Annotated in this window: 22 protein-coding genes and 1 pseudogene; 5 read left to right on the top strand and 18 right to left on the bottom strand. The window is 54.6% G+C overall.

Features of this window, described 5'->3' with window-relative positions:
* Positions 1–7 precede the first annotated feature (7 nt).
* The 4 genes from wecC to KW840_RS17950 all read right to left on the bottom strand — a co-directional run bounded on the left by wecC (position 8) and on the right by KW840_RS17950 (position 5492).
* On the bottom strand, positions 8–1243 hold the full coding sequence (gene wecC / locus KW840_RS17965; RefSeq protein ID WP_218496638.1) for a UDP-N-acetyl-D-mannosamine dehydrogenase: 1236 nt from the start codon (positions 1241–1243) through the stop codon (positions 8–10).
* A gap of 88 nt (positions 1244–1331) precedes the next feature.
* Positions 1332–2450 carry a non-hydrolyzing UDP-N-acetylglucosamine 2-epimerase gene (gene wecB / locus KW840_RS17960; protein ID WP_218496636.1) on the bottom strand — a complete coding sequence of 373 codons (1119 nt, stop codon included), beginning with the start codon at positions 2448–2450 and terminating at the stop codon, positions 1332–1334.
* 338 nt (positions 2451–2788) lie between these two features.
* The gene (locus KW840_RS17955) at positions 2789–5014 is read right to left on the bottom strand and encodes a polysaccharide biosynthesis tyrosine autokinase (protein WP_218496634.1); all 2226 of its coding nucleotides are present in this window, start codon (positions 5012–5014) and stop codon (positions 2789–2791) included.
* 37 nt (positions 5015–5051) lie between these two features.
* The gene (locus tag KW840_RS17950; protein WP_218496633.1) at positions 5052–5492 is read right to left on the bottom strand and encodes a low molecular weight protein-tyrosine-phosphatase; all 441 of its coding nucleotides are present in this window, start codon (positions 5490–5492) and stop codon (positions 5052–5054) included.
* 665 nt (positions 5493–6157) lie between these two features.
* Between KW840_RS17950 and rfaH the strand changes: the two genes are divergently transcribed.
* Positions 6158–6664 (top strand): transcription/translation regulatory transformer protein RfaH, encoded by a 507-nt coding sequence (rfaH, locus tag KW840_RS17945; protein WP_154863131.1) that lies wholly within the window; start codon positions 6158–6160, stop codon positions 6662–6664.
* A gap of 482 nt (positions 6665–7146) precedes the next feature.
* Here the strand turns inward: rfaH and KW840_RS17940 are convergent, their stop codons facing one another.
* From KW840_RS17940 to KW840_RS17925, 4 genes are all read right to left on the bottom strand, one after another.
* A complete protein-coding gene (locus tag KW840_RS17940; RefSeq protein WP_090454165.1) occupies positions 7147–8541 on the bottom strand; it encodes an undecaprenyl-phosphate glucose phosphotransferase in 1395 nt (464 codons plus the stop codon).
* A 352-nt stretch (positions 8542–8893) separates the two neighbouring features.
* On the bottom strand, positions 8894–9580 hold the full coding sequence (locus tag KW840_RS17935; RefSeq protein WP_218496631.1) for a winged helix-turn-helix domain-containing protein: 687 nt from the start codon (positions 9578–9580) through the stop codon (positions 8894–8896).
* Positions 9581–9614: 34 nt separating this feature from the next.
* The gene (locus KW840_RS17930; RefSeq protein ID WP_057715618.1) at positions 9615–10358 is read right to left on the bottom strand and encodes an EAL domain-containing protein; all 744 of its coding nucleotides are present in this window, start codon (positions 10356–10358) and stop codon (positions 9615–9617) included.
* Positions 10359–10387: 29 nt separating this feature from the next.
* Entirely contained in the window at positions 10388–11128 is a 741-nt protein-coding gene (locus KW840_RS17925; protein WP_218496628.1) for a winged helix-turn-helix domain-containing protein, read from the bottom strand.
* Positions 11129–11651: 523 nt separating this feature from the next.
* Between KW840_RS17925 and KW840_RS17920 the strand changes: the two genes are divergently transcribed.
* A complete protein-coding gene (locus KW840_RS17920) occupies positions 11652–12485 on the top strand; it encodes an undecaprenyl-diphosphate phosphatase (protein ID WP_218496625.1) in 834 nt (277 codons plus the stop codon).
* 54 nt (positions 12486–12539) lie between these two features.
* On the opposite strand, the gene dusA is transcribed toward KW840_RS17920, so the two are convergent.
* Positions 12540–13550, bottom strand: coding sequence for a tRNA dihydrouridine(20/20a) synthase DusA (dusA, locus tag KW840_RS17915; RefSeq protein WP_218496623.1), 1011 nt, complete (start codon positions 13548–13550; stop codon positions 12540–12542).
* Between the two features lie 101 nt (positions 13551–13651).
* Between dusA and KW840_RS17910 the strand changes: the two genes are divergently transcribed.
* The gene (locus tag KW840_RS17910) at positions 13652–14764 is read left to right on the top strand and encodes a tyrosine-type recombinase/integrase (RefSeq protein ID WP_218496622.1); all 1113 of its coding nucleotides are present in this window, start codon (positions 13652–13654) and stop codon (positions 14762–14764) included.
* Here KW840_RS17910 and KW840_RS17905 read toward each other — a convergent pair.
* From KW840_RS17905 to KW840_RS17895, 3 genes are read right to left on the bottom strand one after another with little or no spacing between them, the layout of a single operon-like run.
* Complete coding sequence (locus KW840_RS17905) at positions 14761–15042, bottom strand: pyocin activator PrtN family protein (protein WP_218496613.1); 282 nt, start codon at positions 15040–15042, stop codon at positions 14761–14763. The genes KW840_RS17910 and KW840_RS17905 overlap by 4 nt on opposite strands.
* Positions 15039–15407 (bottom strand): hypothetical protein, encoded by a 369-nt coding sequence (locus tag KW840_RS17900; protein ID WP_218496611.1) that lies wholly within the window; start codon positions 15405–15407, stop codon positions 15039–15041. Before KW840_RS17900 ends, KW840_RS17905 begins: the two co-directional genes overlap by 4 nt.
* A complete protein-coding gene (locus KW840_RS17895) occupies positions 15385–16017 on the bottom strand; it encodes a hypothetical protein (RefSeq protein ID WP_218496608.1) in 633 nt (210 codons plus the stop codon). Before KW840_RS17895 ends, KW840_RS17900 begins: the two co-directional genes overlap by 23 nt.
* A gap of 3 nt (positions 16018–16020) precedes the next feature.
* Between KW840_RS17895 and KW840_RS28565 the strand changes: the two are divergent.
* Both KW840_RS28565 and KW840_RS17890 read left to right on the top strand, forming a co-directional pair.
* Positions 16021–16317: pseudogene (locus KW840_RS28565) on the top strand (DUF6124 family protein); the annotation flags it as partial.
* Between the two features lie 104 nt (positions 16318–16421).
* A complete protein-coding gene (locus KW840_RS17890) occupies positions 16422–16643 on the top strand; it encodes a hypothetical protein (RefSeq protein WP_150812485.1) in 222 nt (73 codons plus the stop codon).
* Between the two features lie 68 nt (positions 16644–16711).
* Here KW840_RS17890 and KW840_RS17885 read toward each other — a convergent pair whose 3' ends face one another.
* The 6 genes from KW840_RS17885 to KW840_RS17860 all read right to left on the bottom strand — a co-directional run bounded on the left by KW840_RS17885 (position 16712) and on the right by KW840_RS17860 (position 22379).
* On the bottom strand, positions 16712–17497 hold the full coding sequence (locus KW840_RS17885; RefSeq protein WP_218496600.1) for a transporter substrate-binding domain-containing protein: 786 nt from the start codon (positions 17495–17497) through the stop codon (positions 16712–16714).
* 90 nt (positions 17498–17587) lie between these two features.
* On the bottom strand, positions 17588–18511 hold the full coding sequence (gene copD, locus KW840_RS17880) for a copper homeostasis membrane protein CopD (protein ID WP_218496599.1): 924 nt from the start codon (positions 18509–18511) through the stop codon (positions 17588–17590).
* Between the two features lie 3 nt (positions 18512–18514).
* On the bottom strand, positions 18515–18898 hold the full coding sequence (gene copC, locus KW840_RS17875) for a copper homeostasis periplasmic binding protein CopC (RefSeq protein WP_090454177.1): 384 nt from the start codon (positions 18896–18898) through the stop codon (positions 18515–18517).
* Between the two features lie 52 nt (positions 18899–18950).
* Entirely contained in the window at positions 18951–19853 is a 903-nt protein-coding gene (locus KW840_RS17870; RefSeq protein ID WP_218496597.1) for a copper resistance protein B, read from the bottom strand.
* Positions 19854–19863: 10 nt separating this feature from the next.
* Positions 19864–21570 carry a copper resistance system multicopper oxidase gene (locus KW840_RS17865; RefSeq protein ID WP_218496595.1) on the bottom strand — a complete coding sequence of 569 codons (1707 nt, stop codon included), beginning with the start codon at positions 21568–21570 and terminating at the stop codon, positions 19864–19866.
* Positions 21571–21677: 107 nt separating this feature from the next.
* Positions 21678–22379, bottom strand: a complete 702-nt coding sequence (locus KW840_RS17860) for a murein L,D-transpeptidase catalytic domain family protein (RefSeq protein WP_057715601.1) — start codon at positions 22377–22379, stop codon at positions 21678–21680.
* Positions 22380–22459 lie beyond the last annotated feature (80 nt).

Below are 22459 nucleotides of genomic sequence, written 5' to 3'. Positions count from 1 at the left end.
TCACTCGTCACCATATCCCTTTTGTATCTATTACTAGGGCTCTGTCGAGTCTGTTTTTCTCAATAGCTTTGAATTCTTTGTGGTCCACCAAAAGTAAAATGATGTCTGCCTCGCGGAGGGCTTGCTCCTGACTTATTAGTTGTATTTTTTTGCTAAGGGTTTCAGGCAGTTTTTCTATGTTTGGTTCTACTCCAAATACAGCGTCCGGATATAGCTCGGATAGTTCTTTTGTAATTTCGACAGCTGGGCTTTCGCGGAGGTCATCAATGTTGGCTTTAAAAGCTAAACCAAAGCACATGATTTTTGGTTGTTTAAAGCGATCGGCTTCGCGTTTTACCTTTTCAATTACGTATTGTGGTTTTGAGTCGTTAACTTCCCTGGCACTTCTTATTAGTTTTGAAGTTTCAGGAGTTTTGCTGACAATGAACCATGGATCAACAGCGATGCAGTGTCCGCCGACTCCTGGCCCGGGTTGCAGGATATCGACCCTTGGGTGGCGGTTGGCAAGGCGGATCAGTTCCCAGACGTTGATATCCAGCTTGTCGCAAATCATCGAGAGTTCGTTGGCGAAGGCAATGTTCACGTCGCGAAAGCTGTTCTCGGTGAGTTTGCACATTTCTGCAGTGCGGGCGTTGGTGACGATGCATTCGCCCTGGACAAAAACCTTGTAAAGGCTGATGGCTAATTCGGAGCACTTTGGCGTCATGCCACCAATAACACGGTCGTTTTGCACCAGCTCGCGCAGCACATGGCCGGGCAGTACCCGTTCCGGGCAGTGAGCAATGCGGATGTCGGAGCTTTCACCGTGGGTTTGCGGAAAACTCAGGTCTGGACGGGCTTCGGCTAGCCAGGCGGCCATCTGTTCGGTAGCGCCGACGGGGGAGGTCGATTCAAGAATGACCAGGTCGCCTTTTTTCAACACCGGGGCAATGCTTTTACTGGCCGATTCGATGTAGCCCAGGTCTGGCTCATGGTCGCCCTTGAATGGTGTGGGCACCGCTATCAGAAAAGCATCGGCGGGTTCCGGCCGGGTGGTGGCGCGCAGGTAGCCTTCCGTCACCGCCGCATGCACAACCATGTCCAGGTCTGGCTCAACGATATGAATCTCTCCACGGTTGATGATATCAACCGCGTTTTGATTGACGTCGACACCGATCACTTGTTTTTTGCGCGAAGCGAAGACAGCCGCAGTGGGCAAGCCGATATACCCGAGACCAACGACGGAGATGGTTTTGAAAGGCATGGAACGTCCTTGAATAGTGATGTGTTGATACGTTTTTCAAGCGAGATAACAGCCGCGCAACGCAACGGCTGTTAAGCAAGGGAGGGGGTTATCGAGCGAGCAGCGCCTCGATGATGCGCTGGCAGGCGTTACCGTCGCCGTAGGGGTTATGGGCGTAACTCATGGTGCGGTAGGCGACCGTATCGGTCAGCAAGCGGTTCAACTCGCGGGCGATATCGGCGGTTTCGGTGCCGACCAGTTTCACGGTGCCTGCGGCAACAGCCTCTGGCCGTTCCGTGGTATTGCGCATCACCAGTACAGGTTTGCCCAGTGACGGCGCTTCCTCTTGGATGCCTCCGGAGTCGGTCAAAATGATATGCGCACGGCTCATCATGTGAACGAAAGGCAGGTAGTCCAGGGGATCGATCAGGTAGATGTTGTCAATGCCGGTCAGTAGACGATTGACGGGCTCGCGCACATTGGGATTGAGGTGCACGGGATAGACGATATCAACCTCTGGATGTTGCTGGGCAACCTCCATTAATGCCTGACAAATGCGCTCGAAGCCGTCACCGAAACTTTCCCGGCGATGGCCTGTTACGAGGATCAATTTTCGAGCAGGGTTCAGGAAGGCCGCCGGTGCAGAGGCCTGGGCAAGCAGGGCCTGATCCTGATCGAGACGTTTGACGACATCCAGCAGGGCATCGATCACTGTGTTGCCAGTGACGACGATTGTGTCTGGATCAACGCCCTCGCGCAGCAGATTGGCTTTTGACGTTTCGGTTGGCGCGAAGTGCAGGTTGGCCAACGCCCCGGTGAGTTTACGATTGCCTTCTTCCGGCCACGGAGAGTAGAGGTTACCCGTGCGCAAACCGGCTTCTACGTGCGCAACCGGAATCTGCTGGTAGTAGGCCGCGAGGCTGGCAGCAAAGGTGGTGGCGGTATCACCGTGAACCAACACGATATCGGGTTTGAATTCTGCCAGGACTTTCTTCAGCCCTTGCAGGATCGCGCTGGTCACATCGGTCAGGTCCTGACCGGGTTTCATGATGTTCAGGTCGAAGTCTGGCTCAATGGCAAACAACCCCAGTACTTGATCGAGCATTTCACGGTGTTGGCCGGTGACGCAGACTTTCGCCTCAAAGCGTTCATCTGCCGCCAGTGCCAATGCAAGTGGAGCCATCTTAATGGCTTCAGGACGGGTACCAAAAATGCATAGGGTCTTCATAGGGCGATCCATTGCTATGTTCGTAGCTTAAGGTGGAGGAATGTTTGGATGACATAACAAATGTCGTTTCGGACCGATGCTGTATAAAACAACGGCGACCCAACCTTTGTTGATCCAGAGAAATACGCCGAATTAACGGATAGCCATCGATGTGGGGCAGTACGAATTTGATTTTTGCCACGCTACCGCCCCAGGATTAATTGCCAGTCCCTGAGAGCGTCACTATTTATTAATGTGTCTGCATTTTTTTCAGCTGCAGGTAGCAAGGTGGAGTTGATATGGCTACCGCCATTCATTACTGCTCGACGGTAGCGGGGGTACAGACAGCAGTTAATTAACTAAACGTTCTCTGATTTATATTCGTAGTTGTAATAACCATAGTCGGCATAGCCATATTTGGCCGAGGCTCTTTTTTCAACACCATTGAAAATGGCGCCTTTCAAATCAACACCATTTTGTGCAAAGCGGCGCATGGTCAATTCAATTTCACGAACCGGGTTGAGCGCAAAGCGCGTCACAATCAAACTTGTACCCGACTGGCGACCGACAATCGCCGCATCCGTCACCGCCAGCAACGGTGGTGTATCCAGAATTACCAGGTCGTACTGGGCGCTGACTTGCTCCAGAAAGGCACTGAAGTTTGCATGCATTAGCAGTTCTGAAGGGTTGGGCGGTATTTGTCCGCGACCGATAACGTCAAGGTGCTCGAATTCAGTTTTATTGATCGCGGTTGCCAGGTCGCAGCGCTTGACGAGTAGATCAGAAAGCCCGTTTTCAGCGGGGGTCCCGAATACTTTATGCAAATACCCTTTGCGCATATCCACGTCGACAAGCAATACACGCTGGCCGGTCTGAGCGATGACTGAAGCGAGATTGGCGGAAACGAACGTTTTACCAACCTTGGGGCTCGGGCCGGAGATCATAAGGCGATTATTGCTGGCTTCGAGCATGGCGAAGTGCAGACTGGTGCGCAGGCTGCGCAATCCTTCTATGGCCAGGTCGGTGGGGTGACTGCTGGCCAGTATGGGGGCGGCGTTGTTAGCGCGGCCTCGGCCACTTCGGAAGGTTTTGCTTTCTTCAGTTTTTTGCAGAGTGCTGAAAGGAATGGATGCGTACACCGGTAATCCCAGCTGTTCAATTTGATCCGGATTTTCCACGCCACGATTAAGGGCTCTGCGAAAAAGCACCACTGCAGTCGCCAGGAAAGCCCCGAACAGGGTGGCGATGAGAACGATCAGTGGCTTCCTGGGTTTAACGGGCTTAAGCAGATCCACATCGGCGGTATCGATCAAGCGCACGTTGCCCACGGTGCCGGCACGCATCACATCCAGTTCCTGGGATTTATTCAGGAGCTGGGTATAAATTTCGGTACTGACTTTTACATCGCGGGTGAGGCTAAGCAGTTCTTGCTGTGTTGAAGGCAGGCCCTCGACTTTTTTGGCGAGGCCATCCTGCTTGGCTGTCAGCTCGCCTAATTGGCTGAGCAAGGCCCGATAGGCGGGATGCTGACGGGTAAACTTGCGATCCATTTCCGCTTGCTGCAATTTCAGTTCGGAGATGCTGGTATCAAGCGCCACGATCTGATCGAGAATGGCTTTGGCTTCCAGGCTGATATCGATGGATTTACTGCGAATTTGATACTTGTTCAGGGCGTTTTCGGCTTTCTCCAAGTCTTTGCGGACCTGAGGCAGTTGATCTTTTAGAAACTCCAGGCTTTGAGCGGCTTCGGCCGAAGTCCGCTCGACATTCTGCCGTACGTAGAGCTTGGCGATTTCATTGAGGATTTGAATGGCTTCAGCCGGTTTCTCGCTTTCAAGAGCAAGCCCGATCATGCCGGATTCTTTACCGCGCTCTGATACATCAAGTACCTTTTGGTACTTCAAAATACTGGTCAGACGTGGGTCACGCACAATGCTGAACGTTGTACCAGGATTCGCCTGCAACACTTCGACCTGCAGTTTGATGCCGTTCTGCTCATAGGCTTGGCCTACCTGGCTTTGGACCAGGGCATTGTCGTCTTCATCCATCAACGTGAAGTGACCGTTCTCACCGGTGACCAATGTAAGCGTCTTGCTCAGGAGCTCTTGTGGGAGCTCGAGCTGAAATATTTTCAGGGTTTCGCCACCCCAGGCAAAACTGTTCATGCCAAGCCATGGCGTTGCGACCGTATTAACAGCGTCTGGTTTGAACCGACGAGCAATAAAGTCGCCGATCACCGGAAAATGGTTCGGCTCGACGGTAATATCGAGCGATAGATTGTCGATAACCTTGCCGATGATCGCGCGCGATTTGATTAATTCAATTTCTGTGGCTGAAGGTGACTCTTTACCCAACATGCTGTTGATATCGGAGAAGCCGAGCATGTCATTTTTCTTTGCCTCCACCTGTATCAAGGCAGTTGCCTGATAAACAGGATTGGCCAGCACCGCATACGCCGTGCCAACGGCCATGGAGGCAGCAGTGATCCCGGCAATCAACCATTTATGATCGACCAGTGTCCCGAGTAGGCCCATCAAGTCGATTTCATCATCGTCATGTGAGGTTAATGCTGGAGTTTGCTGCATAAGTGGGTTCTTTTTTAACAGATATTCGAGGAGTGGTTTAGCGTGCGAGACGCCTTGCCCAGGCGGTTACTGCTTCTTCAGTCAACGCGTATGCATGCACAAAAGCAGGTTTGCCTTGACGGTAGGGATCGCTGATTTCGCGGTTGTTCTGCCACTTGCCCAGCAAGAAGACCTTTCCTCGCGCTTCAGGCGCGATCTTGAGAACACGGTCTATGTGCGACTGCTCCATCACCAGAATCAGATCCGATTCGCTGATGGCTGCATGGGTCAATTGATTGGCTTTGTGCTCTTCTGGCAGATGGCCATGCTCTTCCAGTACGATCCGGGCGGTGGGTTCGATCGGGTGATCTTGTAGTGCGCCAAGACCGGCAGAGCTAACTTCGATATCGGACTGCCCCAGTGCTGCTCGCAACAAATGTTCGGCAGTGGGGCTTCGGCAAATGTTGCCAATGCAAACGATTAGAATCTTGTTAAACAAGGCAACCTCCCTGGAAATTCCACACTTGTGGTGATGTGCAATTGGAAAGACTAAAACTATGCTTTTCTTCAATGGCACTTTTGTGACGGCTTGCAGCTATTGGGTGTGTGCCTCTTTCCGTGAGGAGTTACCGTGCTGGATGAAGCTTTTGACTGCGAAGACTCTGGCCTGCTGGAATCCGGACTTGGAGTGTGCTTGACAGTTGCTATGCTAAAAATCATAACTGGCAACCCACGACAACATCAACCATTAAATGCCACGCGAGTATTGAAAGCATATGGCAAAAAAAATTCCATACATAAAGCCAGATATTAAATAACAGTTAAATAACATTGTTGGTTCTTGCCTGACGGATTTTAACGTTTTTGGCTTTTTTGTGTTGTCCTGTATTGGAGTGTGTTAAACGTCTTGATACGTAATTTGATGCTAATGATGTTCGGGGTTTTGCCTTGGGCGAAGGGTTCACTAGCGTTCCTGTATTGCTAATAAGTTTCGTATGTTTTTGAAGGGTTACGTTTCCATGATCGGCCAACTCCGTTTTTCAGGTGCATTTCCATCCTTGGGAGAAATTCGTCGCAAGATCGATGAGAAAACCACGGAGCTACTTGACCACACAGGTGCAGAAGGGGCTGATTGTGTCCATCCATAGTGCTTCGGCTGTTCAAATGACCTTGCCTGAGAGTCTCACCTCTAGCGCATGGTATTTGGTGCAATGCAAGGCGAGCCAGGACGAGCGTGCAGAGATCAATCTGGTTAACCAGGGGTATACCTGTTTTCGCCCTACGCATCGGCGCGAGCGTGATATGCAGGGGCGCAGGAGGGTTGTTCGCGAATCGCTGTTTCCGGGTTATCTGTTTATCCAGCTCGGCTTAGGTGAGAGTTGGGCGCCTTTGCGTTCTACTCGCGGTGTATTGCGAATTGTCAGTTTTGGAGGCAAACCGGTACCCGTAGGTGATGACTTGATCGCACAACTTCATGAGCACGATAGCGGAGCCCCTGTGGAGGCTCGGTTTGCCTGTGGAGAGCGGGTGCGTATCAATGAGGGGCCTTTTGTCGATGTGGAAGCGATCTTCCTGGCGATGGAGGGCGAGCAGCGAGTGTTGCTCCTGATGACATTGCTGCAACGTGAGCAAAGAATCAGCATGCCCTTGGTTGGTATCAGTAAGCATTGACACGGAGCGTTGCTCCCGGCCTGCCAATCAACAGATACCGCCTGGCAACAAGGTCAATTGCCGTCGTCTTAGTTCCCCCTCCCCAGTAGGCATTAAGCTTTTGTCGCAGCACCAGGAAAGCAGCGGTCTCGGCCAGGGCCGCAGCTTTACGCCATGGCTGACGCTCCCGTTCGCTAATACGGTGTTTGTCGTCACGCGATTACCCGGTATCCACTTTTTAGCGGTCAACTGCTGCCGTTGCGCCTGCCTGAAGGTAAGCCCGGGCGTGTCGATATCGCCCTGAACCTGGTCAAAAAGCCGTACGGTATCGAGCGGAGACTTAAAAGAAGTTGGCGATGAGTATCGCCACGAGAGTCGACAGCAGAACAACCTGCCGGTGTTGGTGCAGTTGCAGGCATGGCTGGGAAAACCCAGCCACTAGTGACGGCGCAAGCGCACTGGGTAAATGGCTTGCGTCCCCTGGTTAGCCTGCAGGCGTCCCCTCAATAAATGTCTTTTGACAGCAAGGTGAACGGCGTCTTCACCAGGATTTTCACATCCAGCCACAACGACCAGTTATTGATGTACTTGAGGTCGATCTCGACGCGCTTCTGCATCTTGTCGATGGTGTCGGTCTCGCCGCGGCAACCGTTGATTTGAGCCAGCCCGGTGATTCCCGGTTTGATTCGATGGCGAGCCATGTAGGCGAGAATCTTGCCGGAGTAGTAGTTGTTGTGCGCAACGGCATGAGGGCGAGGTCCGACCAGCGCCATATGACCTTGCAATACATTGAACAGCTGCGGCAACTCGTCAATGGAAGTGCGACGGATAAAGCGCCCGATCGGGGTAATCCGCGAGTCGTTACGACTGGCTTGCTTCACCTCGTGATCGTCGTGCACGCGCATGGATCGAAACTTCCAGACTTTGATGACCTTTCCGTTCCACCCGTGGCGGTCCTGTTTGAAAAATACCGGACCATGGGAGGTGAATTTGACGGCCAGGCCAATGATCAACAGTAACGGGCTTAGAGCGATAATGGCCATCAGAGCCACGCTTTTATCGAACAGGCTTTTACTCAATGCGGCAGTGGGTTGGCTGGAAAGCGGGCATTCAATCAAGTGGATTGCCGGCATGCCATCCACATCACTGACCGAGTGATTGAGCAGCGTCAGGCTGTTCAAGTCCGGGACCCAGACAACATCGACGTGGGCATCCAGCAAGTCGACATACATTTCTTCGATTTGTACCGCTTCGCTCAGGGGAAGCGTGATGTACAGACGTCGGATGTCATGAGTCTTGATCAGTTCGAGCAGTTCCTCTTGCGGGCCTACAACCGGTGGTGCGCCGGTCTCCAGCAAAGGAGTGGTGTCGGAGCTTACCAGGCCGACCAATGGGAAGTGCTCGAGGGCACGAAGCTTGTTAGCCAGTCCCAGTGCCAGTTCGCCAGTACCCACAATCAGCGTTCTGCGCTCAACTTGAAGCGCCCGTTGGTAGTACTTCGAAAAACCATGCAGTGGGACGTACAACAGCGCCTGCCCGAGGTAGCTGCAGATAGCCCATATCAGAATGATTTGACGAGAAAACAGTTCATTGGCCTTACAGAGGAAGGCGACAATAGCCAGCGCTGCCAGTGTCATTGACCAACCCATCAGAAGTCTTACCAGACCCTCCAGGTAGTTGTCCTTCTTGGCGTAGACGCCACACCAGGAATAGGCTGGAACCGATGCAAGTACAGTAAGGGTTGCACATACTCGATAATAGAACTCAACCGTACCCGTCTTGTAATAAACCAGTATTAACAATAGGGCAACAACAAAGCCCAGGCCAAGAGCCCACTGTCCCCAGAAGGTCAGTCCTTTGAGAGTGGTATTTCGATTGATACGAAGATTGTTAACCATACGTTATCCCCAAAATACGTCCATTCGCGTTTCGACAGACAAAAGCCAAAATTAATGAAATAAGAGTTATTGTTCATATTAGATGGCGGAGCATTGATGATCGAAACGCCAAGAGGGCGGCGCCGTCATCAATGGATAGATTAAGTTATTAGGGGGAGCACTGTCTGACGACTTTTAACGAGAGGGCGGTGTATATGGTTGATATATCTGGGCGAGAGTGGCGTTAGAAATAGTCTGGATTCAACTTTATTAACACGGCTTTTTAAAAGGGGGGCGGGTGGAGAGGGGGGGAGATAAATTGGCGTGCTTTTTTATTGTTGTATTGCACTGCCAGGGCGAACGCCTGAATGGTTCAGGCTGATTTTTTTACGCGCACGATTTTTTGTATCAGGCAGTACCCACGATTCCTTACTGCACGGAAAAGACGTTCGCCGTTGCTGGCGTTTTTAAACTTTTCCTGTAGTCGGCTCAGGCACATTTCGAGACCCCGATAGTGTTCAGGTTCTCTGCCGATGCTGCGGATAAGATCGTCCTTGCTGACCACGCGATCTTCATGGTGCAGCATTTTTTTCAGCAGCGTGGCCTCCAGGCCAGTCAACGCAATCTCCATGCCATCTTTGGTCAGCGCGCCGTTGGCATCGCTCAGTCGCCAGGTTTCAGTCAGTGGAGCGTGCGGTTTGGACGCCTGGGAGACGCATTCCCTGGTGTCATCTCTGGCGTTGTCCGCAGTTGATGTGAAGTGAGTAAATTTCGTTACGGATTGGACTGCTTGCCATTCGGACTTGAACGTCGAAAGGATGCGCTGGGTATCATGCTTGATAACCGGAGGAACCATCTTGGCTACCTGCGGGGAAATAAATTCCATAAGCTTGGGGGCAGAAGTGGGTGGGGCAACGCCTTCATAAAACATCTTTGCCTGTGACGTGCCGTAACTGTTATATCGCTTGCTGGTCAGTAATGCCTCAAGCTCTAGTTGTAGTGCGGGGTTGTGAGTAACCACGACAAAGTATTTTCTAGGGAGGTTTGTGCTGCTATCCATGGCTCTCTCCTGATTTGCACATCTGGGTGTTGATTTAAAGGTTGTCGGCGGGGGAGTAATGGCTCCCTTGGAAGTAATCAAAGGGCAGCGCACGTGCCAGTATATGGCTGGCAGCATGCTCGACTCTGTCCGCTATAAAGGAGACTTTTGTGTTGTGAGTGAGCATGGTCATGCGTTCGTGGAGGCGATTGAATAATTCTGGATTGCCGCTGAGCTTGAGACTCAAGTCTAGAGAGGAAGTGGAAATCTTTATATAGTCGAATAGATTCAGGGTTGTAAAGATTTCGATACTTTCATCATCGATGTTGTAATCGTCGAGCGCGATTTCTATGCCGTGATCTTTCAATAGATACACGTTATGAAGGATTTTCTTTTTTTCTGCGAAGCTGACTGCCGAGAGGGGTAGTTCATTGAGCGCGATAACCAGTGTCTGGCCAAATTCGCGCAGAGCAGCGCCGGACTGTATCAACTCTTCCGTGAGCGCAGAGTTGGCGAGGTCCGACTGTTTTACGCAAACAAAACTACGGCTTAAGTACTTGCTCCCGTTAGTGGTGTCGCGATCTTTTAGTGAGAACGCAATCAGCCTGGTTTGCATCAGTACTTCACTGTAGATCCCACTCATCTGATACGCCTCTGGCGCGCAGGGCGCGGAAGCAGAATCGTCAAAATGTATTCTGATCTCGCTGGCAAACGGGCAGTCATCCCGAGTGAGGATCAATTGTCGAGACAGGTAATGCTCTGCGTGATCGTAGAATCGCACGCTCCCTGTTGCGTTCATAAAACAGAAACTCCCTTTTACATTAAGAATCAGGTTGTCGAGATCAGACCCCTGATTAAACGATATCCATGCCCACGGATACTTTGAATGGCGTTGGTTCCATACATGCCTTTTATTTTGCCGCGAAGGCGACTGATCGACTTTTCCAAGGCTCTTGGGTCATAAAAATTTATATTCAGCCCCATGATCCTGGCGATTTCATCATGGCTCAATATTTGGTTTTTGGTCTGAGAAAAAGCCTCAAGAATTTTCATTTCTGCAAACGATACATCCAGTTTTTTATACTCGCCAATCAGGCACATGCGAGTGGGGTCCAAAAGCAGATTATGCTTTTTTTGCCATTCTGGACTGTTAAAAAATTCGGACAGTACGTCAGACTTTTTGTCTGCAAAAGTATCGCAATTAATACAGTAGTCGGCCCCGGCAAAGTAATACTTCATCTTGTTGTAGGTGCCTCTACCGGTGATGGCTACGAAAATTATTGACGCCAGATTTTCGGCGCGAATATTTTCTACCGTGGTGAGGCTTTCAACAAATGCTTGAGGGCTGTCGATTACGATAAAAATTGCACGGTATGAATCAGTATTCTTGTTTCTTTTGAATGAGTTGCTATAGCACATTGCATCAACGGCAATATCCTTGCCTACGTGGCTTGCGACTAATTCCCTAAAGCCCTCAGCTAGCGTGTGGGTTCGCCCAACGGTGAGAATACCTTTCTCCTCCTTCGCGTAGCTGTGGTCTGTAGTCGTTATTTTCCCTGTAAGCATCATGCTTTGACTCGGCTGGGTGCTGGCATTTGAATGTTAAAGCACTCATTCTCGGTTGTGACTGACAATTGGTAACATTTCACTCGTTTTTCAAGCGGTCGCTACCTTTTTTAACGTTGCTGGTGATTCTCACGTGATCGTTTGCTTACCAATGGCTCAAGAGGCCTGATGGCCTATTGGAATCTCGCGGGCTGACAGGTCATATCATTGTGCCATCTTTTGTCCCGATGTCCCGGTTTTTCGCATCAATACGACCGTGGATGCCGCTAAAGTTCCCGCGGCTTGATTTTTTTCATTGGGTGCCATGAGGCAGTAGGGCTTTGTTGATTCAAGTGCGAGTGATTGCTCTTGTTTGGCTCGGAGCTATCCAATATTAACCGTTATATAACGTTCATGTTGGTGGTGTTGACCATGGACATTTCATAACATTGAGTTTTATTAGTTTGTCTAATGCGCTTTACTTTCGCGTTGGCGTTGAATCAGAGCGAAGTCGACGCATGGGTATTTGTCGTTGAGGGAGGAATTAATGGATCTTTGGACAACCATATCAGTGTTGGTTTTAGGGATGGTCGAAGGTCTGACGGAGTTTTTGCCGATATCAAGTACAGGGCACCAGATTGTTGTCGCGGACTTGCTCAGCTTCGGCGGCGAGCGAGCAATGGCTTTTAACATCATCATTCAATTGGGCGCGATCCTGGCAGTTGTCTGGGAGTTCCGTCGCAAGATTCTCGAGATCGTTACCGGCTTACCGACTCAACGCAATGCACAACGTTTCACCTTGAATCTATTGATCGGCTTTCTTCCGGCAGTGGTCCTGGGGGTGTTATTCGCCGATAAGATCCATGAGTATCTGTTTAATCCAATCACTGTAGCAGTGGCATTAGTGGTGGGTGGCATCATCATGTTGTGGGCCGAGCAGCGGGAACATGTGGTGTCTGTCGAGCATGTTGACGATATGCGCTGGGCCGACGCCCTCAAGGTCGGTTTCGCGCAATGCCTGGCGATGATCCCGGGCACCTCGCGCTCCGGATCGACGATTATCGGCGGGTTGCTGTTTGGCCTGTCGCGTAAGGCTGCCACGGAGTTTTCGTTTTTTCTGGCGATGCCGACCATGGTCGGTGCAGCAGTGTATTCAGGCTATAAGTATCGGGATCTGTTTCAGGCTGGCGACCTGCCAGTATTTGCGCTGGGTTTCGTGACGGCGTTCTTTTTCGCCATGATCGCCGTGCGTGGTTTGCTCAAGTTCATCGCCAGCCACAGTTACGCCCTGTTCGCCTGGTACCGGATCGGATTCGGTTTGCTGATTCTGGCAACGTGGGTATTCGGTTGGGTTGACTGGACCGAAGCTGCAGCGCTCTGACACTTGCACCAGGCTGCAGGACATGCAGCCTGGTCGCAGGGCAGCGGCTAACCGTTAACGCCCCTCAAGCAACTCCGCCGCTTGATCCAGCAAGGCCAAAGGTTCTTTGGCCTTGTGAATATCCACCGACAATAACTGCCGAAACTTGCGTGCTCCCGGGAACCCGGTTCCCAGTCCAAGCACATGGCGAGTGATGTGGTGCATCGAACCACCTGCTGCGATGTGCGCCGCTATATAAGGACGCAACTGCGCCAGCGCCTCAGCCCGGCTGATCACCGGCGCCGCGCTGCCGAACAGTTGCTGGTCCACCTCGGCCATCACATAAGGGTTGTGATACGCCTCGCGGCCCAACATCACGCCGTCAAACGTCTGCAAATGTTCGTGGCAAGCCTCCAGCGACTTGATCCCGCCGTTGAGGATAATCTCCAGCTCAGGAAAATCCGCCTTCAACCGCGCTGCCACGTCATAACGCAGGGGCGGGATGTCACGGTTCTCCTTCGGCGACAATCCCTCCAGAATCGCGATCCGCGCATGCACGGTAAAACTGGTGCACCCGGCATCCCGCACCGTGCCGACGAAATCACACAGCTCCTCGTAACTGTCCCGGCCATTGATCCCGATACGGTGCTTGACCGTCACCGGAATCGACACCGCATCACGCATCGCCTTCACACAATCGGCCACCAACTGCGGATGTCCCATCAGGCACGCGCCGATCATATTGTTCTGCACCCGATCACTCGGGCAGCCGACATTCAGGTTCACCTCATCGTAACCATGCTCCTGCGCCATGCGCGCGCACGCGGCCAGGTCCAGCGGCACACTGCCACCGAGCTGCAGCGCGAGCGGATGCTCGGCTTCGTTGTGCCGCAGGAAACGCTCGTGATCGCCGTTGAGCAGGGCACCGGTAGTGACCATTTCGGTGTAGAGCAGGGCGTTTTTCGACAGCAGGCGCAGGAAGAAGCGGCAGTGGCGGTCTGTCCAATCCATCATGGGCGCAACAGAAAACCTTCTGGATACCGAATGTGCTGGAATTTCTAGGTTTTCTGCGGGTTTAGTCAGCATTTAGCTACTTCTCATTTGCCACTGTTTGCTACGGTTTTTGCTTATTTTGGGATGGTCGTTGCTACAATGTAGCAACTAAAACCAGCCGTGTAGCAAAATCCATGGGATCAATCACCGTTCGCAAGCGCAAGGATGGCTCTGCAGCGTACACCGCGCAGATTCGCATCATGCAAAAGGGTGTGACAGTTTATCAGGAAAGCCAGACGTTCGACCGTAAGACCACGGCTCAGGCCTGGATCAAGCGGCGCGAGACGGAAATGGCCGAACCTGGCGCGATTGCCAAGGCCAACCGTAAGGGCGTGACGGTCAAGGAAATGATCGAGCGCTACCTCGGGGAGTATGAAAAACTCCGGCCACTGGGCAAGACCAAGCGCGCCACCCTCAAGGCTATCAGCGAAACCTGGCTGGGTAAGCTCGAAGATAAGGACATCACCAGCCAGAAGCTGGTGGAGTACGCCAACGACCGGATGCAGAGCGACGGCATTCAACCGCAAACCGTGGGTAACGACCTGGCACACTTTGGCGCAGTGTTATCTATTGCTCGACCCGCCTGGGGATATGATATCGACCCCATGGCCATGCCGGACGCACGCCGCGTGTTGCGCAAGATGGGTGCCGTATCAAAGAGCAAGGAGCGAGGCCGTAGGCCCACACTGGAAGAGCTTGATAAAATCCTGACCTACTTTGTCGATATGCGGGCGCGTCGTAAGCAAGAGATCGACATGGTCAGGGTGACTGCTTTCGCACTGTTCTCAACGCGTCGACAGGAAGAGATCACCCGGATTCGTTGGGACGCCATGGACGAGGCTCGCCAGTCGGTGCTGATCACCGACATGAAGAACCCTGGGCAGAAATATGGCAACGATGTTTGGTGTTATGTTCCGGACGAGGCTTGGAAGATATTGAGGTCCATGCCGAAGATCGCCGACGAGGTGTTTCCATATAATGCCAGATCCGTATCCGCGTCCTTTACCCGGGCCTGTCATTTCCTCGAAATCGAAGACTTGCATTTTCACGACCTGCGCCATGATGGCGTGAGTCGGCTGTTTGAAATGGGGTGGGATATTCCGAAAGTAGCCAGCGTGTCGGGCCACCGAGATTGGAACTCGATGCGACGCTATACGCACCTGCGGGGGAATGGCGACCCGTACAAGGATTGGCCGTGGTTGGAGAGAGTTGTAACTGGCCCCGTGATTGGGGCCATGTCCCATTAAGATGCTCGGTGTATACCTCGACCCATCAGTTTTTCGTGCTCGGCCTTGGCCTTGCTGCGCTGAGCGTCGAGGTAGTCAGCCAGGTCAGACAGGTGGACACCTCGCGCGGATTTCTGGCTGCTCTCCATTGGCACCAGTGTTAGGTCTATCTGGCCAGCCGCGACCTTGAGCTTCATTTTCTCCGGCGTCAGATGGCTGAAATAGTCAGCGCAGACTCGCTCAAGCGGGATGATTGCCTGGCCATTGTACTGGGCCATTAGCAGGAAGGCCGTATTCATACCGCACCTGTTATCGACTTCCTGGCCATGGCCAGTTCGTGGTCAAGAGCAAAGACCCGCTGCATCAAGTTGAGATTGGTGTGTTCGCCGCCCTCACTGCTAGTGTTGTTCCAGTTTTTGCTGGTGACGCGAAGCAGCTTAAGGATGTTCATGTAGATGTAATGCGGGGCGGCCCCCACCGCCTGTACTGATTTCTCACTGTCCGGTTCGTAGGGCGTTTTGTACCAATGGTTATGAGTGCAGAGGTTTATCTTTGGCACTTTGGATTTGAACAATTTCTTATCCAACTGCATGAAGCAGGTGAGCACTGGGGAGCGCTTGATTCGGGCCGGCTGGAAATGCTCAGTTAAAGTTATTGCCTCCATGGTTACCTCCCCAGCCGAGCAGGCTGATGTCGATGTTCTTTTCCTGCAGCATTTTCAACGATAGGAACAACATTTCACGGCCACCCCCCATATCGGCATACGGTTCGCACTTCACAAAATAGGGTTCTTCGACGATCAGCTTGGCGAACTGTACGCCGCTGCTGATCACCGGCGCGCTGCGGTCATCCACATTGCAATACCGCGTGTAAATGGCATGGGACAGGACCGGGTCGAGAATCAGGTACTCGGGAGTTACTGAGTAGTGTTGGCCCTCGGTCAGATGCACGTGGCCGGCGCCGCGCTCCTGGGCGCTGCGCGAAATCGCCACGATGATTGCGATCTTCTGCAGCACCAAGTCAATCTCACTCTGTACATAGCCATCGCCATCCTCGCCATACCGCTCGATTATCGACTTAATCACTGCATCCAACTCAGGCATCGCTTTGAACAGGTGAAGTTGCCCACAAATCTCAGAGAGTATCCACAGACCCAACAAGACCACCTGATACGAGTAGCGCGGCCGGTCGTCCATGTCTTCTGGAAGTTGCAGCGAGGCTTTTTCCATCAGTTGATTGATCTCTTCAAGTGACATGGTCAAGCTGGTGGCCATGATCGCTTTGTCAGCAAACGTCTACGAAATCCGAATCACGCTGATCCCGTCTGCCATGTGTTCACCATTCTGCCCAACGTCGACACTGAAACGCTCCTCTGTCACGCCTGTGAAACCCTTGCATCGTTGAACGTCTTGACCACTGACCTGGCTTGCAAGCTCGAAGGTTCAACACGCAGTTTGGCGCTGTCGATTCAGCAACTGGCGGTGGTGGGGGAGTTGTTGGTGAATCGGGCATTGGACAATGTCGATCCACAAGGTAGTGGATGTGAGAGATCGCCAGGTGCGCACGGTTCCTGAACCAACGCTGTCACCCTCCAAAGTTTCATGTTGCCCAGCACAGACGAGGCATAGGATGACCGCCAAACGCCATGCCCCGCGCTTCAACCCACAGGAATCAAAAAATGATCGCAAACCTCGTCAAAGTCTCGCTGCTTGCCGGTGCTTTGTTGTTGAGCGCCTGTTCGGGTGTGAGCGCCCATCGTGATTATTCGGCCGACTCGGTGCAGCCGGCCGGGTTTGGCCCGGGGCCGACCAGCAGCAATCCCGACAAGATGAATTTCCATGGCAGTGCGCTCGGCAATAGCTTTGGCGAATACGGCTCAGGTTTGCTGCACGACGATTGATACGCGCTCCGCAATGAAGAAGGGCGCTCCTTTGGGGGCGCCCTTTGTTGTGCGAAAAAAACGATCCGTTACTTGGCGTCAGGCACCGCCAGCCATTGGCGCAGAATCTTCTGGTAGTTGCCTGTCGCCTTGGCCAGGTGCAGCCACTGATCGACGTACAGCTTCCAGGTGATGTCGTCGCGGGGCAGCAGGTAGGCTTTTTCGCCGTATTGCATGTAGTGGGTGGGGTTGACCGCGCACAGGCCCGGCTTGAGCTTCTGCTGATACAGCGCCTCGGATGCGTCGGTGATCATCACGTCGGCTTTTTTATCCAGCAGTTCCTGAAAGATGGTCACGTTGTCGTGCAACTTCAATTGCGCCTTGGGTAGGAAGGCGTGGACGAAGGCTTCGTTGGTACCGCCGGCGGGTTCGACCAGGCGAACCGTTGGCTGGTTGATCTGTTCGACGGTCTGGTACAGCGCCTGGTCTTCGCAGCGCACCAGCGGGATTTTGCCGTCGACGTCCAGGATGCTACTGAAGAAGGCTTTTTTCTGCCGTTCCAGGGTGACCGAGATGCCGCCCATGGCGATGTCGCACTTGCCGGCGAGCATGTCGGGCATCAGGGTTTTCCAGGTGGTGGGCACCCACTCGACCTTGACGCCAAGGCTGTCGGCCAGGGCTCGGGCCATGGCGATGTCGATGCCGGAGTATTCGCCGTCCTCGGCTTTGAGGGTGTAGGGCTTGTAGTCGCCGGTGGTGCAGACTCGAAGTTGTCCCTGTTGCATGACGCTGTCCAGATGCGAAGGTTCTGCCTGGACGCCAAGGGAAAGTGCGAGCAAGCCGCCGAGCATCATTGCTCTTTTGATTTTCGTCATTGTTATCGGGCTTTTGTGCTGGAGTGGTTTTGAAAGGGGAGTGTAGTGAAACTTTCACCGGTGTGAAAAATCAACGCCCCTGAAGATGACTCACTCCACTTCCGGGCTCAACGTACCCAGCCACGCCACCAACCCCACAATCAATATCGCCGCGGCCATTTCCACCCACACACTACGCCGAAGTGCATGGGCTGCCACGCGATACTGGCCCTCTCGCAACGACCGCTCCAGCAAGGGGCCAAGATAGAAGCGGTTCAGCGCCGCCAACACCAGCATCCCGGCAAACAGCAGAACTTTGATCGCCAGCAAAATTCCGTAGCGGCTGAGTAAAACCTCATCGAGTTTCGGTCCGACAATGAAGAGGTAGTTCACCACGCCCGTCACGGTGATGATCACAACGACCAGCGCACCGACAAGCTCAAATCGCCTGACTGCGTGAGCCAGCAACCGTATGTGCGCTTCGGTTTGCAGGGCCCGGGGTTGCGCCATCAACGCAAACGCCAGCAACGCGCCGAGCCAGACACCCGCCACCAACAGGTGCAGGATGTCCGTAGCGAAATGCCAGTAACGGCGACTGCCTTCGTCCATGGCGCCATGCCCGCTCCAGGCCAGGCTGGCGAGGGCGATGCCGCCGGCCGTGGCGGCGATCACCAGGCTGATGCCGGGGGCGCGTGGGTTGAATATCAACGCCAAACCCGCGACCGCTAATGCAATCATCCGCACGGCCCAGGCCAACCCGACGTCTGTCTCGAACAGCATCATTTCGAGGTGAGGGCGCAACTCGGTAACGTCTGATTCACCGCTCATGACGCGGACCATCAGCACCATGCCGGCGATGGACAGCAGCGCGCCGAGCCCGGCTGTTCCCGTCAATAACCGGCGAAAGGGCAAGACTGTCCCGGATAGCCGTTCCTGTCCCTTGAAGCTGTAGAGCCCGAACAGCGCCACGCCAAACAACAGCATCAAATCCACATACAACACAAACCGCAGCACGACGTTGGCCGAGTCGCTCATCGATCATTTCACTTTGAAGGTGACGTTGCCGGTGATCGGGTGGGTGTCCGACGACACCGCGCGCCATTCGACCTTGTAGGTGCCGGCAGCCAGGGGCGCTGCCGGGATGATGAACATGGTCTTCGGATCGCTGCCGCCGCTGACTTTGGCCTTGACCGGCATCGGGGCATGGGCCATGCCGGACATTTCGGTCATCAGCAGTTTTGCACCGGAAAACTGGGTGACGAGGTTTTCGGAGAAGTGCAGTTCGATCTTGTCGGGTGATGCACCTTCTACGCCTTCCGCCGGGGTGGAAGAGAGTAGTTTGGGGTGCGCTTGAGCGAGGGTGCTAACAAGCAGGCCGCTGAGCAACGCGACTGCGATAGCGGTGGGTTTGAAGATGCGCATGCAAGGTCCTTTACCGCTCGAAGCGGTTGTTGTTGGTTTTGGGTGAGTCTGTTCAGAACCACATCCGAACACCGAGCACGAGGCGGGTTTCGCTGCGGTCCTCGCCTTCGTCGTTGGCATAGTCGGCGGTGTTGCCGTAGGTGCGGTTCCAGGTCACGCCGAGGTAGGGCGCGAATTCCCGGCGGATTTCGTAGCGTAGGCGCAAGCCAGCCTCGGTGTTGGACAGCCCCGCGCCGATGCCCCGTTGCGGATCGTTTTTGCCGTAGGCGTTGAGCTCGACGGTCGGCTGCAGGATCAGCCGATTGGTCAGCAGGATGTCGTAGTCGCCCTCCAGCCGCACGGCGCTCTGACCGCCTTCGCCGATGAAGGCCGTGGCTTCGGCCTCGAAGTTGTACAGCGCCATGCCTTGCACGCCGAACGCGGCCCAGGTTTGCGGGGCACCGGGTTTGAAGTCCTGGCGCACGCCGCTGACGACGTCCCACCACGGGGAAATGGCGTGGCCCCACAGGGCCTGGATTTCCGCGTCCTCGGTCACGCCGTTGGTGCGCTCGCCTTCGGAGCGCAGCCACAGGCGATCAATGTCACCGCCGACCCAACCGGACAAGTCCCAGGCCAGGGTGCTGCCGTCGTCGGCGTCCTGCCATTCCAGTTTGTCGGCGAGGAAAAAGGAGTTGAGCGTGCTGTCATGTACGTGGTGGCCGGCGGGATCGGCATACACCGCAGCGCGATCGGCATCGGTCAGCACCGGGATCGGCGTGCGGCTTTCGCTGGGGGTGGCGGGCTGCATCTGGCCCTCGTCCATGCCTTGCATCTGGTCGTGGTTCATCTGGCTATGATCCATGCCTTGCATCTGGCCGTGGTCCATCTGGCTGTGATCCATGCCTTGCATGTCATCGCTGGCGGCCATTGCCGTCGAGGTCACGAGTGCGAAAAAAACCGGGGTGAATCGAATCATGGGGCGCACCTCATTCTTCCACGCGAACTTCACGGAACATGCCCATTTCCATGTGGTACAGGAGATGGCAGTGATAGGCCCAGCGGCCGAGCGCATCGGCCGTGACCCGATAGCTGCGCCGGGAGCCCGGTGGCATGTCGATGGTGTGTTTGCGCACCATGAACTGGCCGTTTTCGTCTTCGAGGTCGCTCCACATGCCATGCAGGTGGATGGGGTGCATCATCATCGTGTCGTTGACCAGCACGATCCGCAGCCGCTCGCCGTACTTGAGGCGCAACGGCTCTGCATCAGAGAACTTCACGCCGTTGAACGACCAGGCGAATTTTTCCATGTGGCCGGTCAGGTGCAGCTCAATGCTGCGGCCAGGCTCGCGGCCGTCCGGGTCTTCGAAGGTGCTGCGCAGGTCGGAGTAGGTGAGTACGCGGCGCCCGTTGTTGCGCAGGCCCATGCCGGGGTCGTCGAGTTTCGGTGAGGTGGACATGGCTTGCATGTCCACCAGCGGGTTGTCGGTTTCCGAGGCCGGGTGGGACTGCATGCCGGGCATATCGCCCATAGCCATGTTGCTGTGATCCATGCCCGCCATGCTGCCGTGGTCCATGCCGCCCATGCCCATGTCATCCATGGTCACCAGGGGGCGCGGGTCCAGTGGCGGCAGCGGCGCAACCAGTCCTGTCTTCACCGCCAGGGTGCCCCGTGCGTAGCCGGTGCGATCCATCGCTTGGGCGAACAGGGTGTAGGCCGCTTCGGTCGGTTCGACGATAACGTCGAAGGTTTCCGCCACGGCGATGCGAAACTCGTCGACGCTCACGGGTTTGACGTACAGGCCATCGGCGGCGACCACAGTCATTTTCAGGCCGGGGATGCGCACGTCGAAGTAGGTCATGGCCGAGCCGTTGATGAAGCGCAGCCGCAGCTTTTCCCCGGGGCGGAACACCCCGGTCCAGTTCGAATCCGGCGCCTGGCCGTTCAACAGGTAGGTGTAAGTGGCGCCGCCGACGTCCGCCAAATCGGTGGGGTTCATCTTCATCTCGGCCCACATTTTGCGGTCGGCGACGGTCGGCCCCCAGCCTTTTTCGCTGACGTCGTGGATGAAGTCGCCCACGGTGCGTTTGTTGAAGTTGTAGTAATCGGACTGTTTTTTCAGCGTCTTCATCAGGCCGACCGGGTCTTCGTCGGTCCAGTCGCTGAGCATCACGACGTAGTCGCGGTCGTACTGGAACGGCTCCGGATCTTTGGCGTCGATCACCAGCGGGCCGTAGACGCCGGATTGTTCCTGAAACCCCGAATGGCTGTGATACCAGTAGGTGCCGTTCTGGCGCACCGTGAACTGGTAGACGTACATGCCGCCGGGCTCGATGCCCTTGAAGCTCAGCCCCGGCACGCCGTCCATGTTGGCCGGCAGCAAGATGCCGTGCCAGTGAATGGACGTGCTGTCCTTGAGTCTGTTGCGCACCCGCAGTGTCACCGTATCGCCTTCACGCCAGCGCAGCAGCGGGCCGGGGATGCCGCCGTTGATGGTCATCGCGGTGCGTGGGTTGCCGCTGAAGTTGACCGGGGATTCGCCGATGAACAGGTCGAAATCATTACCGGCCAACACCTGCGGTTCGCCGGGACTGCTGATTGCCCAGGCCGGCGTGCGCCATAACCCGAGGCCGCCGAAGAGCCCGCCGATGGCCAGGCCTTTGACGAAGGTGCGTCTTGAAGTGTGGGAGTGCATGCCGTCTGTTCCGCCCGTCAGCCTGTTGAACTTGTCGATGAGGCTAGCAGGCGGTGCCTTTCAGCTGGCTGAGGCGAAGATTACAGTTTTGACAGGTTGGGCGTCGCTTACCGGCGTGAAGTGGACTTTTCCCTTGAGGCCACCGTGTCGCCGCTGCAGTTGATGTAGGAAGACGACTTCAGCCAGCGTTGGTCCGGGTAGTAGGAAAACAACAATTGCCCGTCCTTCATCGAATCAATCAGCCGATGGGCAATCGCCGGTCTGACGGCCGGGCAACCCAGGCTACGGCCGATGCGGCCATTGGCGCGGGCCAGCACCGGGCTGACATAGGGCGCGCCGTGAATGACGATGGCCCGGTCAAAGGCGTTATCGTTGAAGCCGGGCTCCAGGCCTTCCATGCGCAACGAGTAGCCGTTCTGTCCGAGGTAGCTTTGCTGGGTGCGGAACAGACCGATGCTGGTGGCGTGGCTTTCGTTGCGGTTGGAGAACAGCGTGGCCATGTTTTCACCGCTGTTGCGGCCATGGGCGACCAGTTCGTGAAACAGCAACTTGCGCCGTTTAAGGTCGAAGACCCACAGGCGTTGTTCGGTCGAGGGCAGGGAGTAATCGATCACCGCCAGTCGTTGGGCGGGGGCGACACCTTGGGCACGGCTGCATTGAGTGGCACGAACGGCCAGGGCAATCACTTTGGCGTCGGCGCCGGGTGCTGCTTTGACCAGCGCGTTTTCAAGCGAATCGGCGTAGGCTGACGTTACTGAAAGGCACGTCAGTAAAATGGCAAATAAAAGGCCAAAGCGGATTAGCGCCATAGTCGGGTCTCATCATGATAATTTCGAGTCTAGCAGCGAGCGGAAAACTAGCCGTTTGAAACGGGGGATTAAGGATTATC

The organism is Pseudomonas sp. PDM30, assembly GCF_019218985.1.
GTDB lineage: Bacteria > Pseudomonadota > Gammaproteobacteria > Pseudomonadales > Pseudomonadaceae > Aquipseudomonas > Aquipseudomonas jessenii.
This window is presented reverse-complemented; position numbering and strand designations above follow the sequence as displayed.

What these genes read in the sequence shown, in the direction of transcription:
- wecC (WP_218496638.1), bottom strand. Translation starts at nt 1,243, where the DNA reads ATGCCTTTCAAAACCATCTCCGTCGTTGGTCTCGGGTATATCGGCTTG.
- wecB (WP_218496636.1), bottom strand. Translation starts at nt 2,450, where the DNA reads ATGAAGACCCTATGCATTTTTGGTACCCGTCCTGAAGCCATTAAGATG.
- KW840_RS17955 (WP_218496634.1), bottom strand. Translation starts at nt 5,014, where the DNA reads ATGCAGCAAACTCCAGCATTAACCTCACATGACGATGATGAAATCGAC.
- rfaH (WP_154863131.1), top strand. Translation starts at nt 6,158, where the DNA reads ATGACCTTGCCTGAGAGTCTCACCTCTAGCGCATGGTATTTGGTGCAA.
- KW840_RS17940 (WP_090454165.1), bottom strand. Translation starts at nt 8,541, where the DNA reads ATGGTTAACAATCTTCGTATCAATCGAAATACCACTCTCAAAGGACTG.
- KW840_RS17935 (WP_218496631.1), bottom strand. Translation starts at nt 9,580, where the DNA reads ATGGATAGCAGCACAAACCTCCCTAGAAAATACTTTGTCGTGGTTACT.
- KW840_RS17930 (WP_057715618.1), bottom strand. Translation starts at nt 10,358, where the DNA reads ATGAACGCAACAGGGAGCGTGCGATTCTACGATCACGCAGAGCATTAC.
- KW840_RS17925 (WP_218496628.1), bottom strand. Translation starts at nt 11,128, where the DNA reads ATGATGCTTACAGGGAAAATAACGACTACAGACCACAGCTACGCGAAG.
- KW840_RS17920 (WP_218496625.1), top strand. Translation starts at nt 11,652, where the DNA reads ATGGATCTTTGGACAACCATATCAGTGTTGGTTTTAGGGATGGTCGAA.
- dusA (WP_218496623.1), bottom strand. Translation starts at nt 13,550, where the DNA reads ATGCTGACTAAACCCGCAGAAAACCTAGAAATTCCAGCACATTCGGTA.
- KW840_RS17910 (WP_218496622.1), top strand. Translation starts at nt 13,652, where the DNA reads ATGGGATCAATCACCGTTCGCAAGCGCAAGGATGGCTCTGCAGCGTAC.
- KW840_RS17905 (WP_218496613.1), bottom strand. Translation starts at nt 15,042, where the DNA reads ATGAATACGGCCTTCCTGCTAATGGCCCAGTACAATGGCCAGGCAATC.
- KW840_RS17900 (WP_218496611.1), bottom strand. Translation starts at nt 15,407, where the DNA reads ATGGAGGCAATAACTTTAACTGAGCATTTCCAGCCGGCCCGAATCAAG.
- KW840_RS17895 (WP_218496608.1), bottom strand. Translation starts at nt 16,017, where the DNA reads ATGGCCACCAGCTTGACCATGTCACTTGAAGAGATCAATCAACTGATG.
- KW840_RS17890 (WP_150812485.1), top strand. Translation starts at nt 16,422, where the DNA reads ATGATCGCAAACCTCGTCAAAGTCTCGCTGCTTGCCGGTGCTTTGTTG.
- KW840_RS17885 (WP_218496600.1), bottom strand. Translation starts at nt 17,497, where the DNA reads ATGACGAAAATCAAAAGAGCAATGATGCTCGGCGGCTTGCTCGCACTT.
- copD (WP_218496599.1), bottom strand. Translation starts at nt 18,511, where the DNA reads ATGAGCGACTCGGCCAACGTCGTGCTGCGGTTTGTGTTGTATGTGGAT.
- copC (WP_090454177.1), bottom strand. Translation starts at nt 18,898, where the DNA reads ATGCGCATCTTCAAACCCACCGCTATCGCAGTCGCGTTGCTCAGCGGC.
- KW840_RS17870 (WP_218496597.1), bottom strand. Translation starts at nt 19,853, where the DNA reads ATGATTCGATTCACCCCGGTTTTTTTCGCACTCGTGACCTCGACGGCA.
- KW840_RS17865 (WP_218496595.1), bottom strand. Translation starts at nt 21,570, where the DNA reads ATGCACTCCCACACTTCAAGACGCACCTTCGTCAAAGGCCTGGCCATC.
- KW840_RS17860 (WP_057715601.1), bottom strand. Translation starts at nt 22,379, where the DNA reads ATGGCGCTAATCCGCTTTGGCCTTTTATTTGCCATTTTACTGACGTGC.